We start from the raw sequence: 21262 nt of genomic DNA, 5'->3' as shown, positions 1-21262 counted from the left end.
GTAAGGTTCTGTTTGAAGACAGCCAAGCCGAACATCAAACAAGCACCTGGCTAATCCCGATCGTAGCATCAGAATCTTTTTGGTCGGCAATCGGTCTTTTACTAGACATGTTTGTGAAACTTTTTGCACCTTTGTGTAATAGCAGCTCCCTCTTTATAAAGAACAATTTCTAGTTTCTAACATCTATTCATCCAAGTTCTTCAAAAGCGTTTCACATAAACACTTTTTGCATTAAATACTTTGGTGTGATAATTGCTATATTGTAATCAGCTAACAGTTTATGATTACAAAACGTTTATCGCTCCGTTCACGCATCTTTATAACCATGATCTTTCTGGTGGTGATTGCATCGGTATTAATTGCTGCCGTTACCATTTATCAATATCAGGAACAAGCAAAAGACTACAATAAACAACGCTCAGAAAGAAAGGTTGAGCAACTTCAAAAAAATATCAAGTACGTCATTAAAAATACCACATGGGAACGAACTTCAGAGCGTCTGGGACTCATTTTTAAAGACAAAATTCACCAAATAGCTGATGTTCACAGTGTACATTTTAATATTTATGATATTGAAGGTAACCTAGTACAAAGTTCTAGGGCTAGTATTACCGATTACACTGCTGAAAAGAAGATAGACAATGATATTATCGAGGAGTTGGCCCGAAGCGCAGATAAAAAAGCTGTACGTAAAAAAACCACAGCGGCCGGAGATGTACGTAATTCATATACCTACATTACCGATTTAAAGTTTAAGCCTATAGGTATTTTAAATCTCCCCTACTACGAAGACGATTCCTTTAGTAATATGGAATTAATCGAGTTTTTAAAAAGACTCGCCTTTGCATACTTATTAATGCTCGTTACTGCTATTGCACTTGCATTTATTATTTCAAAATACATTACAAAATCGCTTAAAACGATAAGTGATAAGATCAATCAAACAGCTTTAGATAAACGCAATGAAAAGATCACTTTAAAAAACCCAAGTGAAGAGCTTTTTGGTTTAATTAATGCCTATAATAGTATGGTTGATGAGTTGGAAGAAAGCGCTGTTAAACTTGCAACTAGCGAGCGGGAGCAAGCCTGGAGAGAAATGGCTAAACAAGTGGCTCATGAGATCAAAAATCCGCTTACTCCCATGCGTTTAAGTGTACAAAGTTTTCAACGTAAATTTGACCCTGAAGACCCCAATATTAATAAAAAGGTTGATGAGTATAGCAAAACACTAATTCAACAAATAGATACCATGAGTTCGATTGCTTCTGCATTTTCAAACTTTGCTCAAATGCCGGCGCAGCAAAAGGAAACCTTAAATGTGGTAAAAATTGTAAAGCTTGCACTTGATATTTTTAATGAGAATTACATTTACTTCTCTACTTCTGAAAAAGAAGTGATAGCAAAATTAGACCGAACGCAATTAATTCGAGTCGTAACTAATTTGGTCAAGAATGCAATTCAAGCCATGAAAGAGGTTGAAAAACCAGAAATTTTGGTGGGTGTTACCCAAAATAATGGCGATGTGATTATTAAGGTACAGGATAATGGAAATGGGATTTCTGATGAGAATAAATCAAAAATATTCGAACCAAAGTTTACCACTAAAACTAGTGGCATGGGACTAGGCCTTCCTATGATTAAAAATATCATTGAGACCTATAAGGGCTCGATCTCTTTCGAGTCGGAAGAAGGGAAAGGCACAACCTTTACAGTGACGTTTCCAAAAGAGTAAAATCTTCTAAAGAACACGTATTTTTGTATCAATTATTAAAGCATTACTATGTCTTATAAAAATCTTCTTGTAGAAAATTCTAACGGAGTAACGACAATCACGATTAATCGCCCTTCTAAACTAAATGCCTTAAACAAGGAAACTATTGAAGAGCTGCACGATGCGATCAACAATGCCGATAATAGTGCGGAGACTAAAGTGATCATCTTAACGGGCAGCGGAGAGAAAGCTTTTGTAGCAGGAGCAGACATATCAGAATTTGCAAATTTTTCGGTGAATGAAGGAGGTAAATTGGCCGCAAAAGGACAAGAATTGCTATTCGATTTTATCGAAAATCTATCTACTCCTACGATTGCAGCAGTTAATGGCTTTGCATTAGGTGGCGGGCTAGAATTAGCAATGGCATGCCATTTCAGACTAGCGAGCGACAATGCAAAAATGGGGCTTCCCGAAGTGTCGTTGGGAGTAATTCCAGGTTACGGGGGTACACAACGCTTGCCTCAGCTAATCGGTAAAGGCCGTGCGATGGAGATGGTAATGACTGCGGGAATGATTAACGCAGAAAAAGCATTAAACTATGGTTTGGTAAATTATGTAACCACACAAGAAGATTTACTACCTAATTGCCAGAAAATCGCAGGAAAAATCATGCGTAATTCCAGCGTAGCTATCGGTAAGGCAATAACAGCTATAAATGCGAATTTTAAAGATAGTGTTAATGGTTTTGAAACCGAAATTGAAAACTTCGGCGCCTGCTTCGGCACAGAAGATTTCAAAGAAGGTACAACAGCCTTTTTAGAAAAACGCCAAGCTAATTTTCCCGGAAAATAAGGGAATCAGTTATAGCTAGAAGGTAAGGTCGAATCCCGAATGGTCGGGAACACCTAATAGATAAATCCAATACAACCTCACGCTATACTCCAGGCGACACTGAGAACAATATATTTTAAGAAAGTTCCCAACCTTTACGATAAATACCGTTCACCCATTCATTGGCTTTATCATAATTAGTCACCTTCATGTTGATTCCATCCCACATAATTTTTTTGCGCCCTGGATACTCATAAGGAGCCCAATAAGTTGGTTTTTTTCCAGGTTTAAGCACTTTATACTGATACGCTTTAATCGCTAGATTACCCATTAGAACAGCTTCTGTAAGTGGTCCAGATACGGAGAAATCAGATGAGGCCTTGCCTCCAGTCAAACAAGCATTGACAAAATTAGCAGCATGGCCGCCGGTCGCTCCTTCAACACGATCAAGATAAGGCTCCGGAGCTGTAAAAATCTTATTTAAACCAGATGGAAGTAGCCTGGCATTTTGTGAATACGTATCAGTTACTAAAATACCTCGGGTGCCATAAATAACAGAACCTCCATCCCAGTTTCCAATGGTTTCGCCATCTTTTAATTCATCTGGAAGATCAGGCATCAATCCGCCATCATACCAGTTTAAAGCAATTTCTCCATGCTCTTCATGATCAAATTTTAATCGAACGATAGATGAAGACGGACAAGAGGCCACATAATCTGCTTCATGAAAATCTCCGACCCAATTGGTTGTACAACTTGCTTCCGCTTCGGTTGGGTAACCAAGACCTAATACACTAAAAGGCGTTTCCATAATATGGCAACCCATATCACCCAAGGCACCGGTTCCAAAATCCCACCAGCCTCTCCACTTAAATGGTAAATAAGCTGGGTTGTAATCCCTTTTAGCGGCAGGTCCTAACCAAAGATCCCAGTCTAGTGTTTTCGGTATTTTATGCTTCCCTGTCGGAATAGGAACACCTTGAGGCCATACTGGTCGATTGGTCCAACAATCTACCTTGTACACTTTTCCGATAATACCCGACTCAATCCATTCTTTTGCTTGACGACTACCATCACTAGAAGCACCTTGATTTCCCATTTGCGTTACAACGCCATTAGCCTTTGCAGCCTCGGTCATCATTCTAGCCTCCCGAATGTTATGTGTTAATGGTTTTTCAACATATGCATGCTTTTTCGCACGTATAAAAGGCAACGCAATAGTAGCATGGGTGTGGTCTGGTGTAGCCACACAAATAGCATCTATATCTTTTATATGTTTGTCATAAACCTTTCTAAAATCCTTATACTTCTTTACATCCGGCATTGCCTCAAATGTGCCTTTTGCTCTTTCAAAATCAACATCACAAAAAGCAACGAACTTTACTTTTTTGGTTTCGTAAAGACGTCTAAGGTCCCCACCACCTTGACCACCCGCTCCGAAACCGGCTACATAAAGAGTATCACTTGGTGGTACGTGCTCTTTTCCTAAAACAAAACTTGGCACAATGGTAAAAGCGGCACTTGCGGCAGCTGAATTTTTGATAAAGGTTCTTCTTTTCATTTTTGGTTGATGGTTTAATAGGTATTAGTTGGTTGAAGTTAGCCAAAAAAGAAACGTTCTTCAAATTGTTAGTAATTAAAGAATAAGCTTTAACATTTTTAGCCAAGCTTATTTGCTACTTTTGAAGGGAAGATTCCCCATTACTTTTCAATTTTCTTTCCCCGTTTTTATAGATGAATAATGACACTAAGGTCAAAGGCCGAGGTGCACAGGCTAATGTGCATAATCGGTTTTTAGAGCTTGAGCACGAAACAAGAGATGACTTTTTAGAGCACTGTAGATTAAGCAACGAAGATGCTGATAACAACAAGACTAGGTACATTCAAGTTTTTCCAAAAACCATGGTAAATAAGGTGACTAGTCCAGACGTGGGCATGATGTATAGCATGAACCCTTATCAAGGTTGCGAGCATGGTTGTATTTACTGTTATGCCAGAAATACTCATGAATATTGGGGTTATGGTGCAGGATTAGACTTTGAAAGAAGGATTTTAGTAAAAAAGAACGCTGCTGATCTTTTGGAAAAAAAAATTAAGCATAAAAACTGGAAAGCCTGTACTATAGTGATGTCGGGAAATACTGATTGTTATCAGCCTGCAGAAAGACGGTTTAAACTTACCAGAAAATGCTTGGAGATCTTTTTAAAGTATAAGCACCCAGTGGGATTGATCACAAAAAATGCCTTAATACTTAGAGATCTTGATGTTTTATGTGAGTTGCAACGAGATAATTTGGTGGGGGTAAATGTTTCTATTACCTCGTTATCCGAAAAAACAAGACATGTCTTAGAACCTAGAACGGCAAGTATTAAAAAGCGATTAGAAACTGTGAATACCCTTTCTAAAAATGGAATTCCGGTGAATGTGATGATTGCTCCTATTATCCCATCAATAAATAGTCATGAGATATTGAATTTGGCTAAAGCCGCGAAGGATCATGGTGCACAATCAATAGCTTTTACAGTGGTTCATTTAAATGGGGCTATTGGCAAAATTTTTACCGATTGGATTCAGAAAACCATGCCCGATAGGGCAGATAAAGTACTAAATCAAATAAGAGAATGTCATGGTGGGAATTTAAATGATAGCCGTTTTGGAAAAAGAAAAGTTGGTGAAGGGAAAATGGCAGATCAATTGCATAGTATGATGCATTTGGCAAGAATGAAATATTTTAAAGAGACTAAGATGCCAGCTTTAAATACTGAATTGCACGAACAATATAAGGATGGCCAAATGAAACTTTTTTAAAAAAGTGTCCAAAAAAAGTATGCGGTTCCGTCTTACATGTACAAATCAATTATTTTTAATTTAAAATCTAACACAATGAGTAATTTTTTGTATTTATTTAGAGGAGGAGATGATAAGTTTAACAAGCTATCACCCAGTGAACAACAATCTCATATGGAAAAATGGGGAGTTTGGATGGAAGGTTTAAAAAACAAAGGCCACTTAGTTGATGGTTTTCCACTTCATGGAGAGGGTAAGGTTGTTGAAAATAAGGGTAAAGTAGTAACTAATGGGCCTTTCGCTGAAGGCGCAGAATTGGTAGGGGGCTATTTAATTGTTTCGGCAAAAAATCTTGATGAAGCGACTGAGATGTCAAAGGGGTGTCCAATTTTTGAGTATGATGCAAGTGTAGAAGTTCGTGAAATCTTATCATTGGACATGTGAAAATATAAAGAGCCTGGGTAAAGCCTCAGGCTCTTTATCTAAATAATTTGGAGACCACAAATCAACATATTGATCATTTATTTAGGCGTGAATACGGTAAGATAATAGCCATATTAGTTGCTAAGTTTGGCACTAATAATATCGAGTATATAGAAGATGCAGTTCAAGACTCCCTAATAAAGGCAATGCAGATATGGGGTTATAAAGAAATTCCCAAAAACCCAACAGCCTGGCTTTTAAAAGTGGCAAAAAACACTTTGGTTGATGCGCTAAGAAAAGCAGCAAGAATCCAATTAAAAGAATGTAAAGACTTTACAAATAAAACCTCAAAAAATGAACAGGATAAGGAGATCCTTGATAATGCAATTAATGATAGTCAATTGAAAATGATTTTTGCATGCTGTCATCCTTCACTGTCAATTGACTCGCAGATCATTTTAAGTTTAAAACTTATTGGAGGCTTTAGCAACAAAGAAATTGCAAGGGTGGTGTTAAAAAAAGAAGAGGCTGTTGCCAAGTCTTTTACTCGAGCTAAAAAGAAACTCAAGCAACATATTAAAACATTAAAAATACCTATTGAAATGGGATTGCAAACCAGACTTTTTGGTGTTTTAAGGGTTGTTTATTTGATGTTTACTGAAGGGTATTCAGCGACTTTGGGAACGCAGATTATTAAAAAGGATTTTTGTTATGAAGCAATTCGTCTTGCTTTGTTGTTAAATAAAAATGACTATTGCAAACATCCCGATTTACATGGTCTCATTGCGTTAATGTGCTTTCATGTTGCTCGTTTTGAAGCACGAATTGATGACAAGGGGAACCTAATTACATTAGAAAATCAAGATAGAGAAAAATACAATCGACAGCTTATAAACATTGGCATTCATCATTTAGAAAAATCAAAGCCTCAAGGCAGCCCAATTTCAAATTATCAGTTAGAAGCGGCAGTTTCATATTACCATTGCAAGGCGGTTCGTTTTGAGGATACTGAATGGGATTCAATTTTATCGTTATACGATGCTCAATTAAGAAGGCAGTACTCGAGAGTGGTACAGTTGAATCGAATCATTCCCTTTTTTAAGGTAAATGGGGCAAGAAAAGCATTAGTGCAGATTAAGAAATATGAAGAGTCAGATTATTTTGAGGAGGACGCATTATATTTTGCAATAAAAGCGGAGCTAATGATAGCTATGAATAGTCCGGAGACCGCATCGAAGCTTTTGAAAAACGCCATAGCGTTAACAACTAACAAGATGGAAAAGAAACATCTTGAAGAAAAAAGAAGAACTCTTACCTCTTAAATTTCCCCGTTCCATTCAGCATAAAACTGTTCTAGAAAACCTAACATATACTCATGTCTACCTTCAGCTAATTTACGACCTGTTTTTGTGTTCATACGGTCCTTAAGCAGCAGTAGTTTTTCATAAAAATGATTTATGGTGGGGGCCTTGCTTTTCTTGTATTCTTCTTTGCTCATATTTAAGTTAGGCGAAATATCTGGATCATATAGCACCCTATTTTTAAATCCGCCATAGTTAAAACATCGGGCAATACCAACAGCGCCAATAGCGTCCAGGCGGTCAGCGTCTTGAACGACATCAAGTTCGGCCGATTTAAATTTCTGGGCTTCCTTGCCCCCTTTAAATGAGATGTTTTCAATAATGTTTACAACATGATCAATAGTAGGTTGATCAACATTAAGACTTTTTAAAAAGTTGACGGCTATTCTTGGTCCAACCGTTTCGTCACCATTATGAAATTTGCTATCTGCAATGTCATGTAGTAATGCCCCAAGTCCTACCACCAAATAATTTACTTCTTCGTCCTTGGCGATAAGTAAGGTATTTTTGAATACCCGACGTATGTGAAACCAGTCATGGCCACCTTCAGCATCTTTCAATGTTTCTTTTACAAATTGAATAGTTTCCTCAATTATGTCAGAATCGGTCATACGATAATTGCTTCAGTAATCGTTTTTTCTATTTGTTGTATAAGGGTATCGTGATCTTTTCCTGCTAACTCAATAGGCTCATGTACTTGAAACTTCATATGAGTACCAATACCCATGGGAAATTTCCCATATCTAAGCGTCTTCCAAGAGTTGTTAATGCTAATAGGAACAACTATCGCGCTTGGAATTCCCTTAAAAAGCACTTTCAGTCCTCCTGTTTGAAATTTCTTGGGATGCCCCGTTCTACTGCGGGTTCCTTCGGGAAATATAACTACAGACCGACCGTTCTGTTCAGAGCTTTTCGCCAGATTCTGAATGGCTTTTAAAGCCTGATCAGGGTCTTTGCGATCAATTAAAGCAGCACCGCCATATTTTAGGTTAAATGAGATACTGGGTATACCCTTTCCAAGTTCTTTTTTACTGATAAATTTTGCATGATACTTACGCATATACCAAATAATAGGAGGAATATCGTACATGCTTTGATGATTGGCAACAATAATGCAAGGCCGATTGGTAGGAATGTTATAAGGGTTGTTAAATGAAAAACGAGTCCCTAAAAGGTTCAAACATCTTAGCAAGAAAAAGTTTAACCAATCCACACTAACTTTATGAGCATGATATCCAAAAATTCTAAGGCATATCCATTGTATTGGGTGAAAAATAACCAAGGTCAGTCCGAAGAAAATGAAATAGATAACCGTTAATGGATAAGCAAGAATTTTTCGCATGGTTAAAACCAAAAGTGTAACATTGCAATGTAAGTGTAGTCATTAAAATAAAAAAGAAATGGTTCGATTTATTGTCTTGTTTTTGGTGTTGCAATTCTTCCCGATTATTACCAAAGCACAAAACGGCTGCAATTGCCAAAAAGAACTAGATTTTGTAGTTGGGTATTATGAGCGCAATCTGCCTGGATTTAAAGATAACGTTACCAATGAAAACAGATCCTTCTATAATCAGTTTAAAAAAGACTTGCAAGAAGCTGCTCTAGCATCAAAAAATCAACTAGCTTGTTTTAAGGTGTTAACACAATTTGTTGAGTTTTTTAAAGATAATCATTCATCAATACGTATGAAAATGCCCGTTATTGACGAAAGTAATACCGTGTCGGTCGAAGACTTTAAATCTTCAAACATTTTTTTATCAAGAGAAATAATTAACCTCAACGATACTGACATTAAGCAATATCCCTTAAAGGATGTAAGAGGTATTTACGAAACTAAGGATAGCGCATATACAGTGATGGTAATTGAAAGTAAAACTGCACTTAGGGATTATGTGGGAATTATTGTCGATTCAAATTCAAAAATCTGGAAGCCGGGTCAAGTGAAGTTTGAGCTTAAAGAAAAACCTACTGGTGGCTTAGAAGCTTTGGTTTTTTTACGAAATCATTCCATTCGATTTTACCCTAACTATTCGCTTATCAATGGCATTTTGGGGACGAGTTGGTTTAAAACGTCCTTAAATAGATACAATGATGAAACCGTTAACGCTTCTAACAAATTCTATTATGAAAACTTGCAAGACAGCATTTCCTATTTAAGGATCCCTTCTTTTTCAGGAAGAAGAAGCGCTATTATCGATTCATTGTATAAAGAGGCATTTCCAAAGATCAAAACCACACCCTATTTAATAATTGATGTACGAAACAACGGAGGAGGTAGTGATTCTAATGCGAATCCGTTGTTAAGGTATATATATGCAAATTCATTTAATACGGATAAAGTTGATATTTGGGTAACTCCTGACAATATTAAGGTTTGGCAAGGTTGGACAGAAGGCGCAAAAAAAGATACGCTTAATTATAGTAAAAGCGATATTGCTTGGTTCGAAAATGAACTAAAAATGATGAAAAAGGCAAAACCATATAGCTGGATTCCCCGATCGAAGGGTAGAAAAGTAAAAATGAACAAGCGTAAAACGGCACCCTGGATCAAAAAGGTCGTTGTCATCACAAACAGAAATTGTGCAAGCTCATGTGAAACACTACTTTTTTGGGTTAAGAAAAGTGAAAAGTCAGTATTAGTTGGAGAAAATTCGGGAGGTTACGTCGGTTATGGCGAGGTCGGAAGTGTAAAAACACCTTGCTATAATTTCACCTTAACATGTACAATGACGCGCTATGAAGAACAAAGAAATTATGAGGTGATAGGGATATCACCAGATATATATTTTGATAACCAAGAAGATTGGATAGTACAAGCGATAAATGTACTACGATAATAAGGGAGAGCTAAAAATAAAAGTTCTTGATTTCAAAAAGATAAAATTGAGCGCAGTCGTAACCTATAGTTATTAAAGAACATAAGTTCTCGACTCCGCTCGAATTGGCTTGTTTAGACCTCTACCTTAAATGAGGGCTTAACAATGTTCATTATATGCTTCAATTAAATTTTCAGCAATCATTTCGGCAGGGCGTCCCTCAATATGATGGCGCTCTAACATATGCACTAACTCTCCATCTTTAAAAAGTGCCATACTAGGTGATGACGGAGGGAATGGTATCATATAACTTCTTGCCTTGTCCGTAGCTTCACGATCAACTCCGGCAAAAACGGTTACCAAATTGGCTGGTGTTTTAGCATTTTGAAGTGAAATTCTAGCTCCTGGACGTGCATTTGCTGCCGCACAACCACAAACGGAATTTACCACAACTAAGGTTGTTCCTTCTTTTGCGATGGCTGCATCAACATCGGCTTCTGTATGCAATTCTTGAAAGCCTACACTTGTTAGGTCTTCACGCATTGGCTTTACTAATTCTGGTGGATACATAAGTACTTTTCTTTTGTAACAATTAAAGTACAAAGATAGGTAATAATCATGGTGTTTCATTGGTACAGATTCTACCGTTTGTTAAATATGTCTAAAAGAATGTAACACCTAAATAAACAGTTCTACTAACCAATACAAACTAGTATATTTATCAAAATTTTTTCTATGAGTTTTGTACAGTGGGTTGGCGCTGGATTAGGTTGGGCATTTGGAGGGCCGATTGGAGCCGTTTTAGGCTGGGTTGTTGGTAATGTGCTCGATAGTGGTGCTTCTTCTTTTCTAGAAGAATTTGAAGGCACTAAAAAATCAAAACGACCGAAAAAAATATACTCAAAAAGATCTTCTAGTTCTAGAAGTCAAAGAAGAGAAGAGCCTAGAACAAGCTCAGGTGATTTTGAGATCAGTCTTCTAATGTTATCCGCAATTGTTATTAAAGCTGATGGAAAAACCGACCAGAAGGAGTTGGATTATGTACGCCAGCAGTTTGTTAGTATGTATGGTAAGCAACGTGCCAACAATGCCTTTAAGCTCTTTAATGGTATCATGAAGAAAAAGGGTATTTCTACGCGTCAGATTTGTATGCAAATTCAGCGAAACATGGACCACCCTAGTAGACTTCAGCTTCTTCACTATTTATTTGGAATTGCTCAGGCAGATGGTCATGTAGCGGAAGAAGAAGTAAATACCATTCGTAAAATGGCTGGCTATTTGTATATCAATTTAAGCGATTTTGAGTCAATTAAAGCGATGTTCTTTAGTGATACCAACAATGCGTATAAGATTTTAGAAATTGAAAAAAGTGCTACTGACGATGAAGTAAAAAAAGCCTTTAGAACAATGGCTAAAAAATACCACCCTGATAAAGTACAGCACTTAGGAGAAGAACATATGAAAGGAGCAGAAGAAAAATTCAGAAAAGTAAAGCAAGCATATGAGCAAATACAACAAGAACGTGGATTTTAATAGTACTTGGTTTCAAAAATGGGCAATTATCGTCGAAAAATGACTGTTTTTTGTAAGTTTGGGCATCAACCAAAATCAAAATAATGAACACCATTTTTTTCTCTCAAGGCCTCGAGCATGTATTAGATATTAATGGCTATGATCATGTTCTGTTCCTTATTGCCTTAGTCGCTGTTTACATTTATACCGACTGGAAAAAGGTGTTGGCTATAGTTACTTCATTTACTATTGGACATACAATTTCGTTAGCGTTAGCAGCTTATAACGTAGTTGGTTTTAACTCGGGAGTGATCGAATTTTTAATTCCTGTCACTATATTTCTTACCGCGGGATACAATCTTATAAATAATACCAAAACCAATCATAAACAATGGATTTTGTTACTTTCAGCCCTTGCTTTTGGTATTATTCATGGTTTTGGTTTTTCTAGCTACTTTCAGGTTATTATTGGCAACGAATCTTCTAAGCTCTGGCCGTTAATACAATTTGCCTTAGGCATCGAAGTTTCCCAACTCATAGTGGTTTCTGTGGTACTTATTCTTGCCTGGTTTGTACAATCATTTTTTAAGGTTTCTAAACGGTATTGGGCTATCGTTTTATCTGCAATGGTTTTGGGGGCTGTAATACCCATGATCATTGAGAGTGATATTTGGTAAAAAATTAACAAGATGTGGTTTGCGATTAGCTCGTAAACCTTTTAATTTTATAAGATTCGCCTGTAGTGGCGAATAGTTTTTATGACAGACAAGAAGTTAGCGCGTTACGATCGAGCCTACTTAAAAATGGCCATCGAGTGGGGAAAATTATCACATTGTAAACGAAAACAGGTTGGTGCATTAATCGTAAAAGATAGAATGATCATTTCTGATGGTTACAATGGTACACCAACCGGTTTTGAAAATGAATGTGAAGATGATGATCATTTTACCAAGTGGTACGTGTTACATGCAGAAGCTAATGCTATTTTAAAAGTGGCTGCCTCAACACAAAGCTGTAAAGATGCTACTTTGTATATCACGCTTTCTCCTTGTAAGGAGTGTAGTAAATTAATTCATCAGGCAGGAATAAAACGTGTTGTTTATTTAAAAGCCTATAAAGATGATTCTGGCTTACAATTTTTGAAAAAAGCAGGCGTTCAATTAGAACATATTGCTGAATTGTAGTGCCCTGAAAAAGAAAAGAGCCCGTTGAAAATTAATAAGATTTATATACCATTTATACTAACACTTGCTATTGCAGCAGGTATATTTATTGGTAGTAGGCTAAATTTTGCTGATTCTTCTCAAAAACTATTCACCTCGAACTCAAAAAAAGACAAGCTAAATCGGCTTATAGACTATATCGACTATGAGTATGTTGATGAGGTTGATACTGATAGTATTGTGGACGTAACAGTCAATAATATTTTGAACAAATTAGATCCGCATTCGGTGTATATTCCTGCTAGAAACATGCAAGATGTTACTGAAAGTATGAAAGGTGATTTTGTGGGTATTGGGGTTAGTTTTTATGTAAAATATGATACCATTCGCGTTATTCGCCCTTTAGAAGGAGGCCCTAGCATAAAAGCAGGGATTAAGGGAGGTGATCGTATTCTTATTGCCGATCAAGACACCTTATACGGCAAACGACTTAGCAATGAAAACATTATTTCTCGCTTAAAAGGTGTTTCTGATAGTAAAGTAAAACTAAAAGTATTGCGCAAAGGTCACGCGTCTTTATTAGACTTTGATATTAAGCGCAACCACGTACCTATTAAAAGCGTAGATGGGTATTATATGCTTACTTCTAATTTGGGATATATTAAGATTAATCGTTTCGCTGAATCCACCTTTAAGGAGTTTAAAACGGCATTAAAAGCACTTAAAAAGAAAGGAGCTACTAAAATTGCTTTAGATTTAAGAGATAACCCCGGTGGGTATCTAGGCATTGCTGAGAAAATATCGGATGAGTTTTTAGAGGATAACAAACTCATTTTATTTACCAAGAATAACAAAGGAAAGATCAATAAGACATTTGCGACCAGTAAAGGCGATTTTGAGGATGGTGAGGTTTATGTGATGATTAACGAAAACTCGGCATCAGCAAGTGAGATAATTGCAGGAGCCTTGCAAGACAATGACAAAGGAACGATTATTGGCCGACGGTCCTACGGAAAAGGCTTGGTGCAACGAGAAATGGCATTGGGGGATGGTTCTGCAGTTCGCTTAACCATTTCAAGATATTACACCCCGACCGGAAGATCAATTCAACGCTCTTATAAAAATGGAAATAAAAGCTATTTTGATGAGTTTTATGATCGCTTTGCGAATGGTGAAATGGAAAGTGCCGATAGTATCAAAATTGCTGATAGTCTAAAATTTAAAACCCCAAAAGGAAAAATTGTTTATGGAGGCGGTGGCATCATTCCTGATGTGTTTGTGCCGCTAAAAAGTTCGATTAATGAGGAAGCGCTACGTACCATTCTGCGACAAGGATTGACCAATCAATATGTATTCGAGTTTTTGGATGAGAAAAATAGGAGACAGCACTTTTTGGAGTATGGACAGCAAGGGTTTATTCAAACGGAGGTAATTTCCGAACAACTGGTTAAGGATTTTCAGAAATATGCAAACGATCGACAATTTAATATCAATGCCGATCTGTATAAGCCAATCATTAAAACGTATCTAAAGGCAACCATTGGGCTTCATTTATTTGGCGAAAACGCTTATGAAGAAATTTTGAATGAAGAAGATCCAATGATCTTAAAAGTCGTTGAACTAAGTCGAGCTGATATTGCAGAGGTGTTGGATTAATTTTCCAAGCACTCCCTATAGAATATACCTTATTCTAAGTAGCCTATATCTCAAACTTTATTAATTAAATTGGGTATATTTAAAAGGTAAAAGCTTGGATATGCGCGTTCTAACCATTTTTTGTGTTCTTTTTTCTGTAGCCATAACGGCTCAAAACTATCTTAAAGAGCTAGACCCTGACATTCAATCGTTTATTGATGAAGGCGAAGCCTGTTTAAAAGAGAAGAAGTCCGATTGCAACATTGTTTTTGAGCAAGCCCTGGAACTTGCTGAAAAAGAAAAAGATTCAACCCTGGCAATGACCTATTATGTTATTGGCATGAGCCATTCTCGTTATGGGAAACTCCCTGCTTTTTTAGAGTATCTCAATAAGGGATTAAAGGCCACCAAAGGAGAGAACCACCCTACAGTAACTTCAGCAATTTTAAGAAAGAAAGTATATGCCTTTGCCCGTATGGGGCCTATTGATAGTATTCTCCCTACAAGTGAGCTTGCAATGCAATGGGCAAAAGCGTCAAAAGATGACCAAACGATTGCTGAGGTTTATATTCAACGTGCTGATCTATTACATCGAATGGGAAACTCGAATGAAGCGCTACAACTGCTTAGAGAAGCAAAACCCTATGCAGATAAGGCAGATATACAACGTCAAAAAGCCGGGGTAGTATTTACAATGGGAAATATATATTTAAGCAATTACGATTATGAAGAGGCCCGTAATACCCTTGAAGAAGCAATGGTCATTTCTGAAGGTGATGACGAGATGTATTATCTAAGCTTGATTAATTGGAGCATGGCTAAGATAGAATTACAAGAGTTACAACCAGTTATTGATAAACTTCCTGAAGCAGTTACTTTTTTTAGAGATCGTAATTTAGAATGGACTGCAAAAACACATCTTTCCCACGCATACTCAAAGTTAGAAAAATATGACGAAAGTATCCGGTTAAGTGAAGAATGCCTTTCAGCTGCACAGGAGATTTACGATCCTACTTTAATAAGCCTTAATAACCGACTACTTGCTACAGGATATATGGAAATCAATCAGCCCCAAAAAGCAATTCCGTATGCAGAGCGAGCCTTTGATTATGAATCGAAAAAAGGAGCTTTAGACGAACAAGTACTAGGGGCGCGTATTTTATATGGTTTTGCGTTAGGTAAAAGCGGCCAAAAAGATAAAGCCTATGATCTATGGGAAGGGCTGCCTACATTAATTGATAGTGTTGGGTTTTATGCCAAGCAACGAGAGATCAAAAAATGGCAACAGCTTTATGAGACTGAAAAGAAAGAAGCTCAAATTGCCATTCAGGAAAAAAACATTGCGCTTTTAGAAGAGAAAGAAACGACTAGTAAATTACAAAAAGGATTATTAGCGGCCGGATTATTGGCAGTAATAGGGGTATTAAGCGGATTGTGGATACGTTTTCGCGAGACTAAAAAAAGAGCTGCCTTGGAACGTGAGAAACTTGATGCCGAAATTCAATACAAGCAGAAAGAATTGACTACGCACGCTTTACATCTGGCTAAAAAAAATGAAATATTGGTCGACTTAAAAACTAAGGTAGAACAAATGGAGGGCGGTTGTGAAACAAGGGACATTATTAACACCATTAATTTTGATTTAAAGGACGAAGCAAATTGGGAGAACTTTACCCAGTATTTTGAAAAAGTGCACACCGATTTTGGAGTAAATGTCAAAAATAAATATCCTGATGTAACCACTAACGAATTGCGATTAATGGCTCTTTTGAGGATGAATCTTACTAATAAAGAAATAGCAAATATGCTTAACATAACTGCCGATGGTGTAAAAAAAGCCCGCTACCGTTTGCGTAAAAAAATGAGTTTATCTTCGGACGATTCCCTTGAGACTGCAATTTTAAGAGTTTAAAACAAAAACCGCCCTACAAAAGGGCGGTTTTTAGTAAAAGTCATCATTGCTTTTGATTAATGACTTTCCTAACCAACTAAAACTAAAATCAGAACTTGAAACTAACACCAGTATATACACCCATATAAAATGGTTGAAAATCGCCGGCTTCGCGATTAAATGCATTTAACTGATATTTAAAAATAGGTTCAAGATTTAATTGTAAATTTTTACTTAGGGCATAATCAATACCCAAACCAATATTAGTGGTAAAACTGGTATTATTAACGTTATTGGCCTCGCCAACATCTGTAATTAAATTATCCTGAGAAACTAATGATATGCTATTATCGGTTAAGAATAAACTACTTAAGCCTCCAATAATATTGACCCCTAATTTTTTATCCAGCAAGCGGTATTTTAATTCTAACGGCACTTCTACATAACCAAATTGCTGACTCATTATTCCTGCAGTTTCTGCCGCACCTCTAAAAGTATTTACATCATTAGGTACATCAGAAGAGAAATCGCTTGTGTTAGATGATGTTTTGTCTTTGACATCAAGCCTTGAGGTATTACTATTATAACTAATAGTAGCTAAGTTACCGCCGTCTAATGAGGCAGTGAATGCAATTTCCTCGGTATCATACCCCAAGTTTACCACATTTACTCCCGACCGTACGCTTAAACGTTTACTTACTTGATAAGCAACACCAACACCATAACTTACATTGATATTTCCGCTTTTATTATTGTCTTTAAATTGACTGTGGATAGGTGAACCTTCGCCAATAGTATTATAGTAAACTGGTGCTACCATGGGGTTTACACTCCATTTTCTATCAATAGTTTCAGCGGTGGCTACTTCCGTATTTTTTTCTTCTTTATTGATTGCATCAAAAAGAGAAGGTTTATTGTCTTCTTCTTTATTTTCTTTTACTGAAGCATCTTCGTTTTTGGCATCAACTTTTGTAACCACTACATTGTCTTTTAAATCAATACTGGAATTAATATTAGGGTTGATCTTATCCGATTCGGGGTTCTCTTTATTGGCAATCACAACCGCAGTTGATGCATCTTTATTTTTCAATTGCGCCCCATCTCTAATAACAGCTGGTATCTTATTCTCATCCTTTTCGTTATTCTTGGTAGTAGCAGTATTGTTCGCTATAACACCATTGTTTGTATTAAGCTTAACATTGGTATCAATTAAATTAGTCTTTTTATGTATTGGCGTTTCTGCTTTTTTCTCTTGTGAGGCCACCACATTTCTCCACTTATTTTTATTTAAAACTACAGGTGTTTTTGCCTGATTTGTAACTGAATTCTTCGTTGTTATTTTTTGATCATTGGTTGATGCATCAACATCAACCTTATTGGTATCTTCATTTGCAACCGCATTATTAGTGACAGTTTCTAAATTTTGTTTGTTGTTGTTATTTTCTATGAGTGTGGGTGAATTGTTTTCTTCAGTATTTTCATCAACAATTTGATTTTCTATTGTATTGGTATCACTTCCATTAGATAATAAGTTATATCCTAATAAAAATAATAAGGCAACTGCGGCAGCAATACCACCTAACTGCATCCAAAACGGAATCACCCGTCGTTTCTTTTTATGGCCAAGTTCGTCCTGAATCCTGTTCCATATATCGGTATCAGGAGTCACTTCAAAGTCTTTAAACCGCTCCTGAAACAATCGATCTATATGTTTCTTCTCTCCCATTTACACGGACTTTACATTAATTTTTTTTTCTTGTAGCAATTCAATTTTTTCTTTTAAAATGTTTCTAGCTCTCGCCAGATTTGACTTCGATGTTCCATCAGATATTCCCATCATCTGTCCTATTTCTTTATGTGAATAGCCATCAAGTACGTAAAGGTTAAAAACCATACGATACCTATCAGGCAGTTCTTGTACTATTTTTAATAAATCATCCATCGAAAGGCCGTCTTCATCAACCTGTACTTCCACATCTTCAATGGCATTTTCATTTACAATATCAAACACATCTTGTGACCGATATTTTTGCATTACTGTATTCACAGTAATTCGCCGCATCCAACCTTCAAAAGAGCCTTTAAATTTATATTGACTAATCTTATCAAAAATGGTAATAAAGCTATCTTGAAGATTATCTTCTGCTTCGGTTCGGTTTCTAGAATATTTGAGGCATACCGAGAAAAGCTTTCCCGAAAAAAGCCGGTAAAGCTGCTCTTGCGCGGTTATTTCACGCTTTTTACATTCTTTAATGAGTTGATCTAAACTCAATAGTTTTGTTTGGTTTATGCCAATTACTATAAATTGGTGCTTAGTTTGATGGGGCCTCGGTTAAAACCGGGACCTGTATCTCTAAATATTGATTATTTCCATCAGCATCTTCTCCTGTCCAAAATTGAAAGGTGTAGGTTCCTTCATATATCACCATAAAATCAAAGCTGTTCGTTTGAATACTCTCATCTCCTGAAATATCAGAACAGTCTCGATCTGTAAAAACCGAGTTAACCACTCCTATCCGTCTGGTGGTGTTATCAGGTCGTGTAAACGAAAAGTTTGAAAAAAAATGACATTCAGTAGGGCGCGCAAACTCAACTGGAATGGTGTAGGTACTACCTAACACAAAATTCTCAGGAAATTCTGCCGCAACCACCGGAACAAACTCGTAATGAAAGTTTGCATCATCATCATCTAAACTGCAAGATACTGCTGTCAGTAATAGCATAAAAAGTAATAGGGTCTTTTTCACTTTTATCAACAATTGTTTGTTCACAGATGCTTAATTTACGAAAGGTTGCGTGTTAAACGCAAAAAATCCCGTGAAAACGGGACTTTTAAGCTGTTTTGTAAGAAAATTCTATTCGTTTACAAGCGCAATGGCTTCCTTTATTTTTACTTCCAATTCCTCCAATAATTCAGGATTGTCAAGTAAAAGGTTTTTAACCGCGTCACGTCCTTGACCTAGTTTGGTGTCATTATAGCTAAACCAAGATCCACTTTTCTTTACAATTTCATAGTCAACCCCAATGTCCAAAATTTCACCAACCTTAGAGACTCCTTCACCGTACATAATATCGAACTCTGCAGTTTTAAATGGTGGCGCTACTTTATTTTTGACCACTTTCACACGAGTTTTATTACCCATAACATCACCATTGGTGTTTTTAATTTGAGTGGATCGACGAATATCGAGTCGTACAGAAGCGTAAAACTTTAAAGCATTACCACCGGTAGTAGTTTCCGGATTACCGAACATCACCCCAATTTTTTCACGAAGCTGGTTGATAAAGAAAACGGTACAGTTGGTTTTACTAATAGTAGCCGTCAGCTTTCGTAGCGCTTGAGACATTAAACGAGCATGTAATCCCATTTTACTATCTCCCATTTCTCCTTCAATCTCACTTTTTGGAGTTAAGGCTGCGACCGAATCGATTACAATAATATCGATAGCTCCAGAACGAATAAGATTATCTGCAATCTCTAGCCCTTGCTCACCGTGATCCGGTTGCGAAATAATTAATTCGTCAATATTTACCCCCAGTTTTTCAGCATAGAAACGATCGAAGGCGTGCTCTGCATCAATAAATGCGGCGATACCGCCGGCTTTTTGAGCTTCGGCAATCGCATGCAGTGTTAGGGTTGTTTTACCGGAAGATTCTGGTCCGTAAATTTCAATAATACGACCTCTTGGGTAACCGCCTACTCCTAATGCAATATCTAACCCTAATGAACCAGAAGGGATAGCTTCTACATCTTCCACAACCGTATCCCCCATTTTCATTACCGTACCCTTACCATAGGTTTTATCTAACTTGTCAAGAGTTAGTTTAAGGGCTTTTAGTTTCGCATCTTTTTCGTTACTCATTTTTAATCGATTTTGATGCTAAAATAATGTTTCTCTTATCAGCAAACAATACACACACGCAACCTTTGTTAACATATTGCATCATGCTAATAAGCAATGATCAAAAAAGAGTACGAAATCGTTCGATAGCTTGCTGTCGAGCAATCGGTGCCGGTTGGTATTTAATATACTTCTTGATTATGAAAAAGAAAAATTAATTACTACGGGCTATTAAGGCGTTTCGGTTTTATCGAAGCGCTTTTTTATTACTCAACAAGAATATGTTCATTTAGGGTTTTTTGATGATTGCTTTGGTGAGCAGCAACTCAAAGAAAGACGGTTTACTTGACCAATAACCAAGCATCACGAGTCTCGTTTCGTCTGATGGAGCGAAGCGCTTTTAGGGCTGCATCTTTATCAACAAAACCAGCAAAAGAGACTTGGTGTAAACCAAAGCGATTGGTGCCAATTAACTCAGCTTCATATCCCTTAGCGGTTAATTGATTTACTTTTTTTGTTGCATTGTTTTTTACACGAAAAGCTCCCGCTACCACAAAGTACTTCTTTATTTCCGCCTTTGTAAGATTAAGACTAATAGCTGGTAATTCCATCGGTGCGGTATCAAAGAAAGTTGCGGTTTGAATGCTATCTTCAACAGTTTCTTGTGTCTGCGTTGCTATTTCCTGTTGTTGCTTTTTGTTGTAATCGTTTAACTCCTTAATACCAAGTCCCAAACCAATCAAAAATAGTCCAATAGCTGCATATCGCAAATATGGTGGTTGCGATCTACGCTCTTGGGTAATGGCAACCGGAACACGTTTTTCTAATTTTTCAACTTCTTCTTTATAAACCTCACGTTTAATAGCAGGAGAAGTGAACGATGAAAGGCCGAAAGAAGCAGTCAAATAATTTACCGAATTAGTTGGGGTAAACAATAGATTTCCTTCAGCATTCAAAGAAAGGGATCCAACATTTTCTAAAATAACTTCTTCATTATTGCTAAATTCTTTCTTCCAGAGTTTGATTTCTTCTTCAATACGATCCATCGCATTCTCAAAAGAAATGCCATCGCATTCTGAAATATATGAAGCCAATAATCCGTCGTTGGTAACTAACTGCGAATTAAAGGTAAGCTGTTTTGATGGTGGATAAAAACTATGATCAGCAGCATTGTGTTGTGCCGACCTGTAGTTAGTAATAAAAGCACCAAACCCCGGTATGGTTACACATTGATAACGGTATAGAAGATCACTAATGGGTTTGGATAATGTCATATGAACAAATATTTAA

General features: G+C 36.8%; 20 protein-coding genes. 11 read left to right on the top strand and 9 right to left on the bottom strand.

Going from position 1 to position 21262, the window contains the following annotated elements; all coding sequences use genetic code 11:
* Window positions 1–325 precede the first annotated feature (325 nt).
* Window positions 326–1732 (top strand): sensor histidine kinase, encoded by a 1407-nt coding sequence (locus ABN763_RS18435; protein ID WP_410486979.1) that lies wholly within the window; start codon window positions 326–328, stop codon window positions 1730–1732.
* Between the two features lie 48 nt (window positions 1733–1780).
* Window positions 1781–2563, top strand: coding sequence for an enoyl-CoA hydratase/isomerase family protein (locus tag ABN763_RS18430; protein ID WP_410486978.1), 783 nt, complete (start codon window positions 1781–1783; stop codon window positions 2561–2563).
* Window positions 2564–2678: 115 nt separating this feature from the next.
* Here ABN763_RS18430 and ABN763_RS18425 read toward each other — a convergent pair whose 3' ends face one another.
* Window positions 2679–4103, bottom strand: coding sequence for a Gfo/Idh/MocA family protein (locus tag ABN763_RS18425; RefSeq protein ID WP_410486977.1), 1425 nt, complete (start codon window positions 4101–4103; stop codon window positions 2679–2681).
* Window positions 4104–4276: 173 nt separating this feature from the next.
* Here ABN763_RS18425 and ABN763_RS18420 point away from each other — a divergent pair, with 173 nt between their 5' ends.
* The 3 genes from ABN763_RS18420 to ABN763_RS18410 all read left to right on the top strand — a co-directional run bounded on the left by ABN763_RS18420 (window position 4277) and on the right by ABN763_RS18410 (window position 7074).
* Window positions 4277–5350: a PA0069 family radical SAM protein gene (locus ABN763_RS18420; RefSeq protein WP_410486976.1), complete on the top strand. Its 1074-nt coding sequence runs from the start codon at window positions 4277–4279 to the stop codon at window positions 5348–5350.
* A gap of 75 nt (window positions 5351–5425) precedes the next feature.
* On the top strand, window positions 5426–5773 hold the full coding sequence (locus ABN763_RS18415) for a YciI family protein (protein ID WP_410486975.1): 348 nt from the start codon (window positions 5426–5428) through the stop codon (window positions 5771–5773).
* A 47-nt stretch (window positions 5774–5820) separates the two neighbouring features.
* A complete protein-coding gene (locus ABN763_RS18410) occupies window positions 5821–7074 on the top strand; it encodes an RNA polymerase sigma factor (protein WP_410486974.1) in 1254 nt (417 codons plus the stop codon).
* On the opposite strand, the gene ABN763_RS18405 is transcribed toward ABN763_RS18410, so the two are convergent.
* Window positions 7071–7724, bottom strand: a complete 654-nt coding sequence (locus ABN763_RS18405; RefSeq protein ID WP_410486973.1) for an HD domain-containing protein — start codon at window positions 7722–7724, stop codon at window positions 7071–7073. The two genes, ABN763_RS18410 and ABN763_RS18405, sit on opposite strands and share 4 nt — an antisense overlap.
* On the bottom strand, window positions 7721–8455 hold the full coding sequence (locus tag ABN763_RS18400) for a lysophospholipid acyltransferase family protein (protein ID WP_410486972.1): 735 nt from the start codon (window positions 8453–8455) through the stop codon (window positions 7721–7723). Before ABN763_RS18400 ends, ABN763_RS18405 begins: the two co-directional genes overlap by 4 nt.
* Before the next feature lie 58 nt (window positions 8456–8513).
* On the opposite strand from ABN763_RS18400, the gene ABN763_RS18395 reads away from it, so the two are divergent.
* On the top strand, window positions 8514–9950 hold the full coding sequence (locus ABN763_RS18395; protein ID WP_410486971.1) for a S41 family peptidase: 1437 nt from the start codon (window positions 8514–8516) through the stop codon (window positions 9948–9950).
* Between the two features lie 138 nt (window positions 9951–10088).
* Here the strand turns inward: ABN763_RS18395 and ABN763_RS18390 are convergent, their stop codons facing one another.
* Window positions 10089–10499, bottom strand: coding sequence for a BrxA/BrxB family bacilliredoxin (locus ABN763_RS18390; protein WP_410486970.1), 411 nt, complete (start codon window positions 10497–10499; stop codon window positions 10089–10091).
* Between the two features lie 165 nt (window positions 10500–10664).
* Between ABN763_RS18390 and ABN763_RS18385 the strand changes: the two genes are divergently transcribed.
* From ABN763_RS18385 to ABN763_RS18365, 5 genes are all read left to right on the top strand, one after another.
* Complete coding sequence (locus ABN763_RS18385) at window positions 10665–11462, top strand: TerB family tellurite resistance protein (protein WP_410486969.1); 798 nt, start codon at window positions 10665–10667, stop codon at window positions 11460–11462.
* Window positions 11463–11545: 83 nt separating this feature from the next.
* Window positions 11546–12118 (top strand): HupE/UreJ family protein, encoded by a 573-nt coding sequence (locus ABN763_RS18380; RefSeq protein WP_410486968.1) that lies wholly within the window; start codon window positions 11546–11548, stop codon window positions 12116–12118.
* A gap of 81 nt (window positions 12119–12199) precedes the next feature.
* Entirely contained in the window at window positions 12200–12625 is a 426-nt protein-coding gene (locus ABN763_RS18375; protein ID WP_410486967.1) for a deoxycytidylate deaminase, read from the top strand.
* Window positions 12626–12649: 24 nt separating this feature from the next.
* Window positions 12650–14260 (top strand): S41 family peptidase, encoded by a 1611-nt coding sequence (locus ABN763_RS18370; protein WP_410486966.1) that lies wholly within the window; start codon window positions 12650–12652, stop codon window positions 14258–14260.
* Window positions 14261–14360: 100 nt separating this feature from the next.
* On the top strand, window positions 14361–16151 hold the full coding sequence (locus ABN763_RS18365; RefSeq protein WP_410486965.1) for a tetratricopeptide repeat protein: 1791 nt from the start codon (window positions 14361–14363) through the stop codon (window positions 16149–16151).
* An 88-nt stretch (window positions 16152–16239) separates the two neighbouring features.
* Here the strand turns inward: ABN763_RS18365 and ABN763_RS18360 are convergent, their stop codons facing one another.
* The 5 genes from ABN763_RS18360 to ABN763_RS18340 form a co-directional block, all read right to left on the bottom strand.
* Window positions 16240–17856, bottom strand: a complete 1617-nt coding sequence (locus ABN763_RS18360) for an outer membrane beta-barrel protein (RefSeq protein WP_410486964.1) — start codon at window positions 17854–17856, stop codon at window positions 16240–16242.
* Window positions 17857–18402, bottom strand: a complete 546-nt coding sequence (locus ABN763_RS18355; RefSeq protein WP_410486963.1) for an RNA polymerase sigma factor — start codon at window positions 18400–18402, stop codon at window positions 17857–17859.
* 40 nt (window positions 18403–18442) lie between these two features.
* Window positions 18443–18901 carry a hypothetical protein gene (locus ABN763_RS18350; RefSeq protein WP_410486962.1) on the bottom strand — a complete coding sequence of 153 codons (459 nt, stop codon included), beginning with the start codon at window positions 18899–18901 and terminating at the stop codon, window positions 18443–18445.
* Window positions 18902–18985: 84 nt separating this feature from the next.
* Complete coding sequence (gene recA / locus ABN763_RS18345) at window positions 18986–19993, bottom strand: recombinase RecA (RefSeq protein ID WP_410486961.1); 1008 nt, start codon at window positions 19991–19993, stop codon at window positions 18986–18988.
* Window positions 19994–20313: 320 nt separating this feature from the next.
* Window positions 20314–21246, bottom strand: coding sequence for an SPOR domain-containing protein (locus ABN763_RS18340; protein ID WP_410486960.1), 933 nt, complete (start codon window positions 21244–21246; stop codon window positions 20314–20316).
* Window positions 21247–21262 lie beyond the last annotated feature (16 nt).

It is taken from the genome of Spongiivirga sp. MCCC 1A20706, from assembly GCF_046524175.1.
GTDB lineage: Bacteria > Bacteroidota > Bacteroidia > Flavobacteriales > Flavobacteriaceae > Spongiivirga.
Note: the sequence above shows the minus strand (reverse complement) of the source record. Positions and strands in the feature narration are given on the sequence as shown.

What these genes read in the sequence shown, in the direction of transcription:
- ABN763_RS18360 (WP_410486964.1), bottom strand. Translation starts at nt 17,856, where the DNA reads ATGGGAGAGAAGAAACATATAGATCGATTGTTTCAGGAGCGGTTTAAA.
- ABN763_RS18435 (WP_410486979.1), top strand. Translation starts at nt 326, where the DNA reads ATGATCTTTCTGGTGGTGATTGCATCGGTATTAATTGCTGCCGTTACC.
- ABN763_RS18385 (WP_410486969.1), top strand. Translation starts at nt 10,665, where the DNA reads ATGAGTTTTGTACAGTGGGTTGGCGCTGGATTAGGTTGGGCATTTGGA.
- ABN763_RS18365 (WP_410486965.1), top strand. Translation starts at nt 14,361, where the DNA reads ATGCGCGTTCTAACCATTTTTTGTGTTCTTTTTTCTGTAGCCATAACG.
- ABN763_RS18425 (WP_410486977.1), bottom strand. Translation starts at nt 4,103, where the DNA reads ATGAAAAGAAGAACCTTTATCAAAAATTCAGCTGCCGCAAGTGCCGCT.
- ABN763_RS18375 (WP_410486967.1), top strand. Translation starts at nt 12,200, where the DNA reads ATGACAGACAAGAAGTTAGCGCGTTACGATCGAGCCTACTTAAAAATG.
- ABN763_RS18390 (WP_410486970.1), bottom strand. Translation starts at nt 10,499, where the DNA reads ATGTATCCACCAGAATTAGTAAAGCCAATGCGTGAAGACCTAACAAGT.
- ABN763_RS18400 (WP_410486972.1), bottom strand. Translation starts at nt 8,455, where the DNA reads ATGCGAAAAATTCTTGCTTATCCATTAACGGTTATCTATTTCATTTTC.
- ABN763_RS18430 (WP_410486978.1), top strand. Translation starts at nt 1,781, where the DNA reads ATGTCTTATAAAAATCTTCTTGTAGAAAATTCTAACGGAGTAACGACA.
- ABN763_RS18380 (WP_410486968.1), top strand. Translation starts at nt 11,546, where the DNA reads ATGAACACCATTTTTTTCTCTCAAGGCCTCGAGCATGTATTAGATATT.
- ABN763_RS18405 (WP_410486973.1), bottom strand. Translation starts at nt 7,724, where the DNA reads ATGACCGATTCTGACATAATTGAGGAAACTATTCAATTTGTAAAAGAA.
- ABN763_RS18415 (WP_410486975.1), top strand. Translation starts at nt 5,426, where the DNA reads ATGAGTAATTTTTTGTATTTATTTAGAGGAGGAGATGATAAGTTTAAC.
- ABN763_RS18395 (WP_410486971.1), top strand. Translation starts at nt 8,514, where the DNA reads ATGGTTCGATTTATTGTCTTGTTTTTGGTGTTGCAATTCTTCCCGATT.
- ABN763_RS18420 (WP_410486976.1), top strand. Translation starts at nt 4,277, where the DNA reads ATGAATAATGACACTAAGGTCAAAGGCCGAGGTGCACAGGCTAATGTG.
- ABN763_RS18340 (WP_410486960.1), bottom strand. Translation starts at nt 21,246, where the DNA reads ATGACATTATCCAAACCCATTAGTGATCTTCTATACCGTTATCAATGT.
- recA (WP_410486961.1), bottom strand. Translation starts at nt 19,993, where the DNA reads ATGAGTAACGAAAAAGATGCGAAACTAAAAGCCCTTAAACTAACTCTT.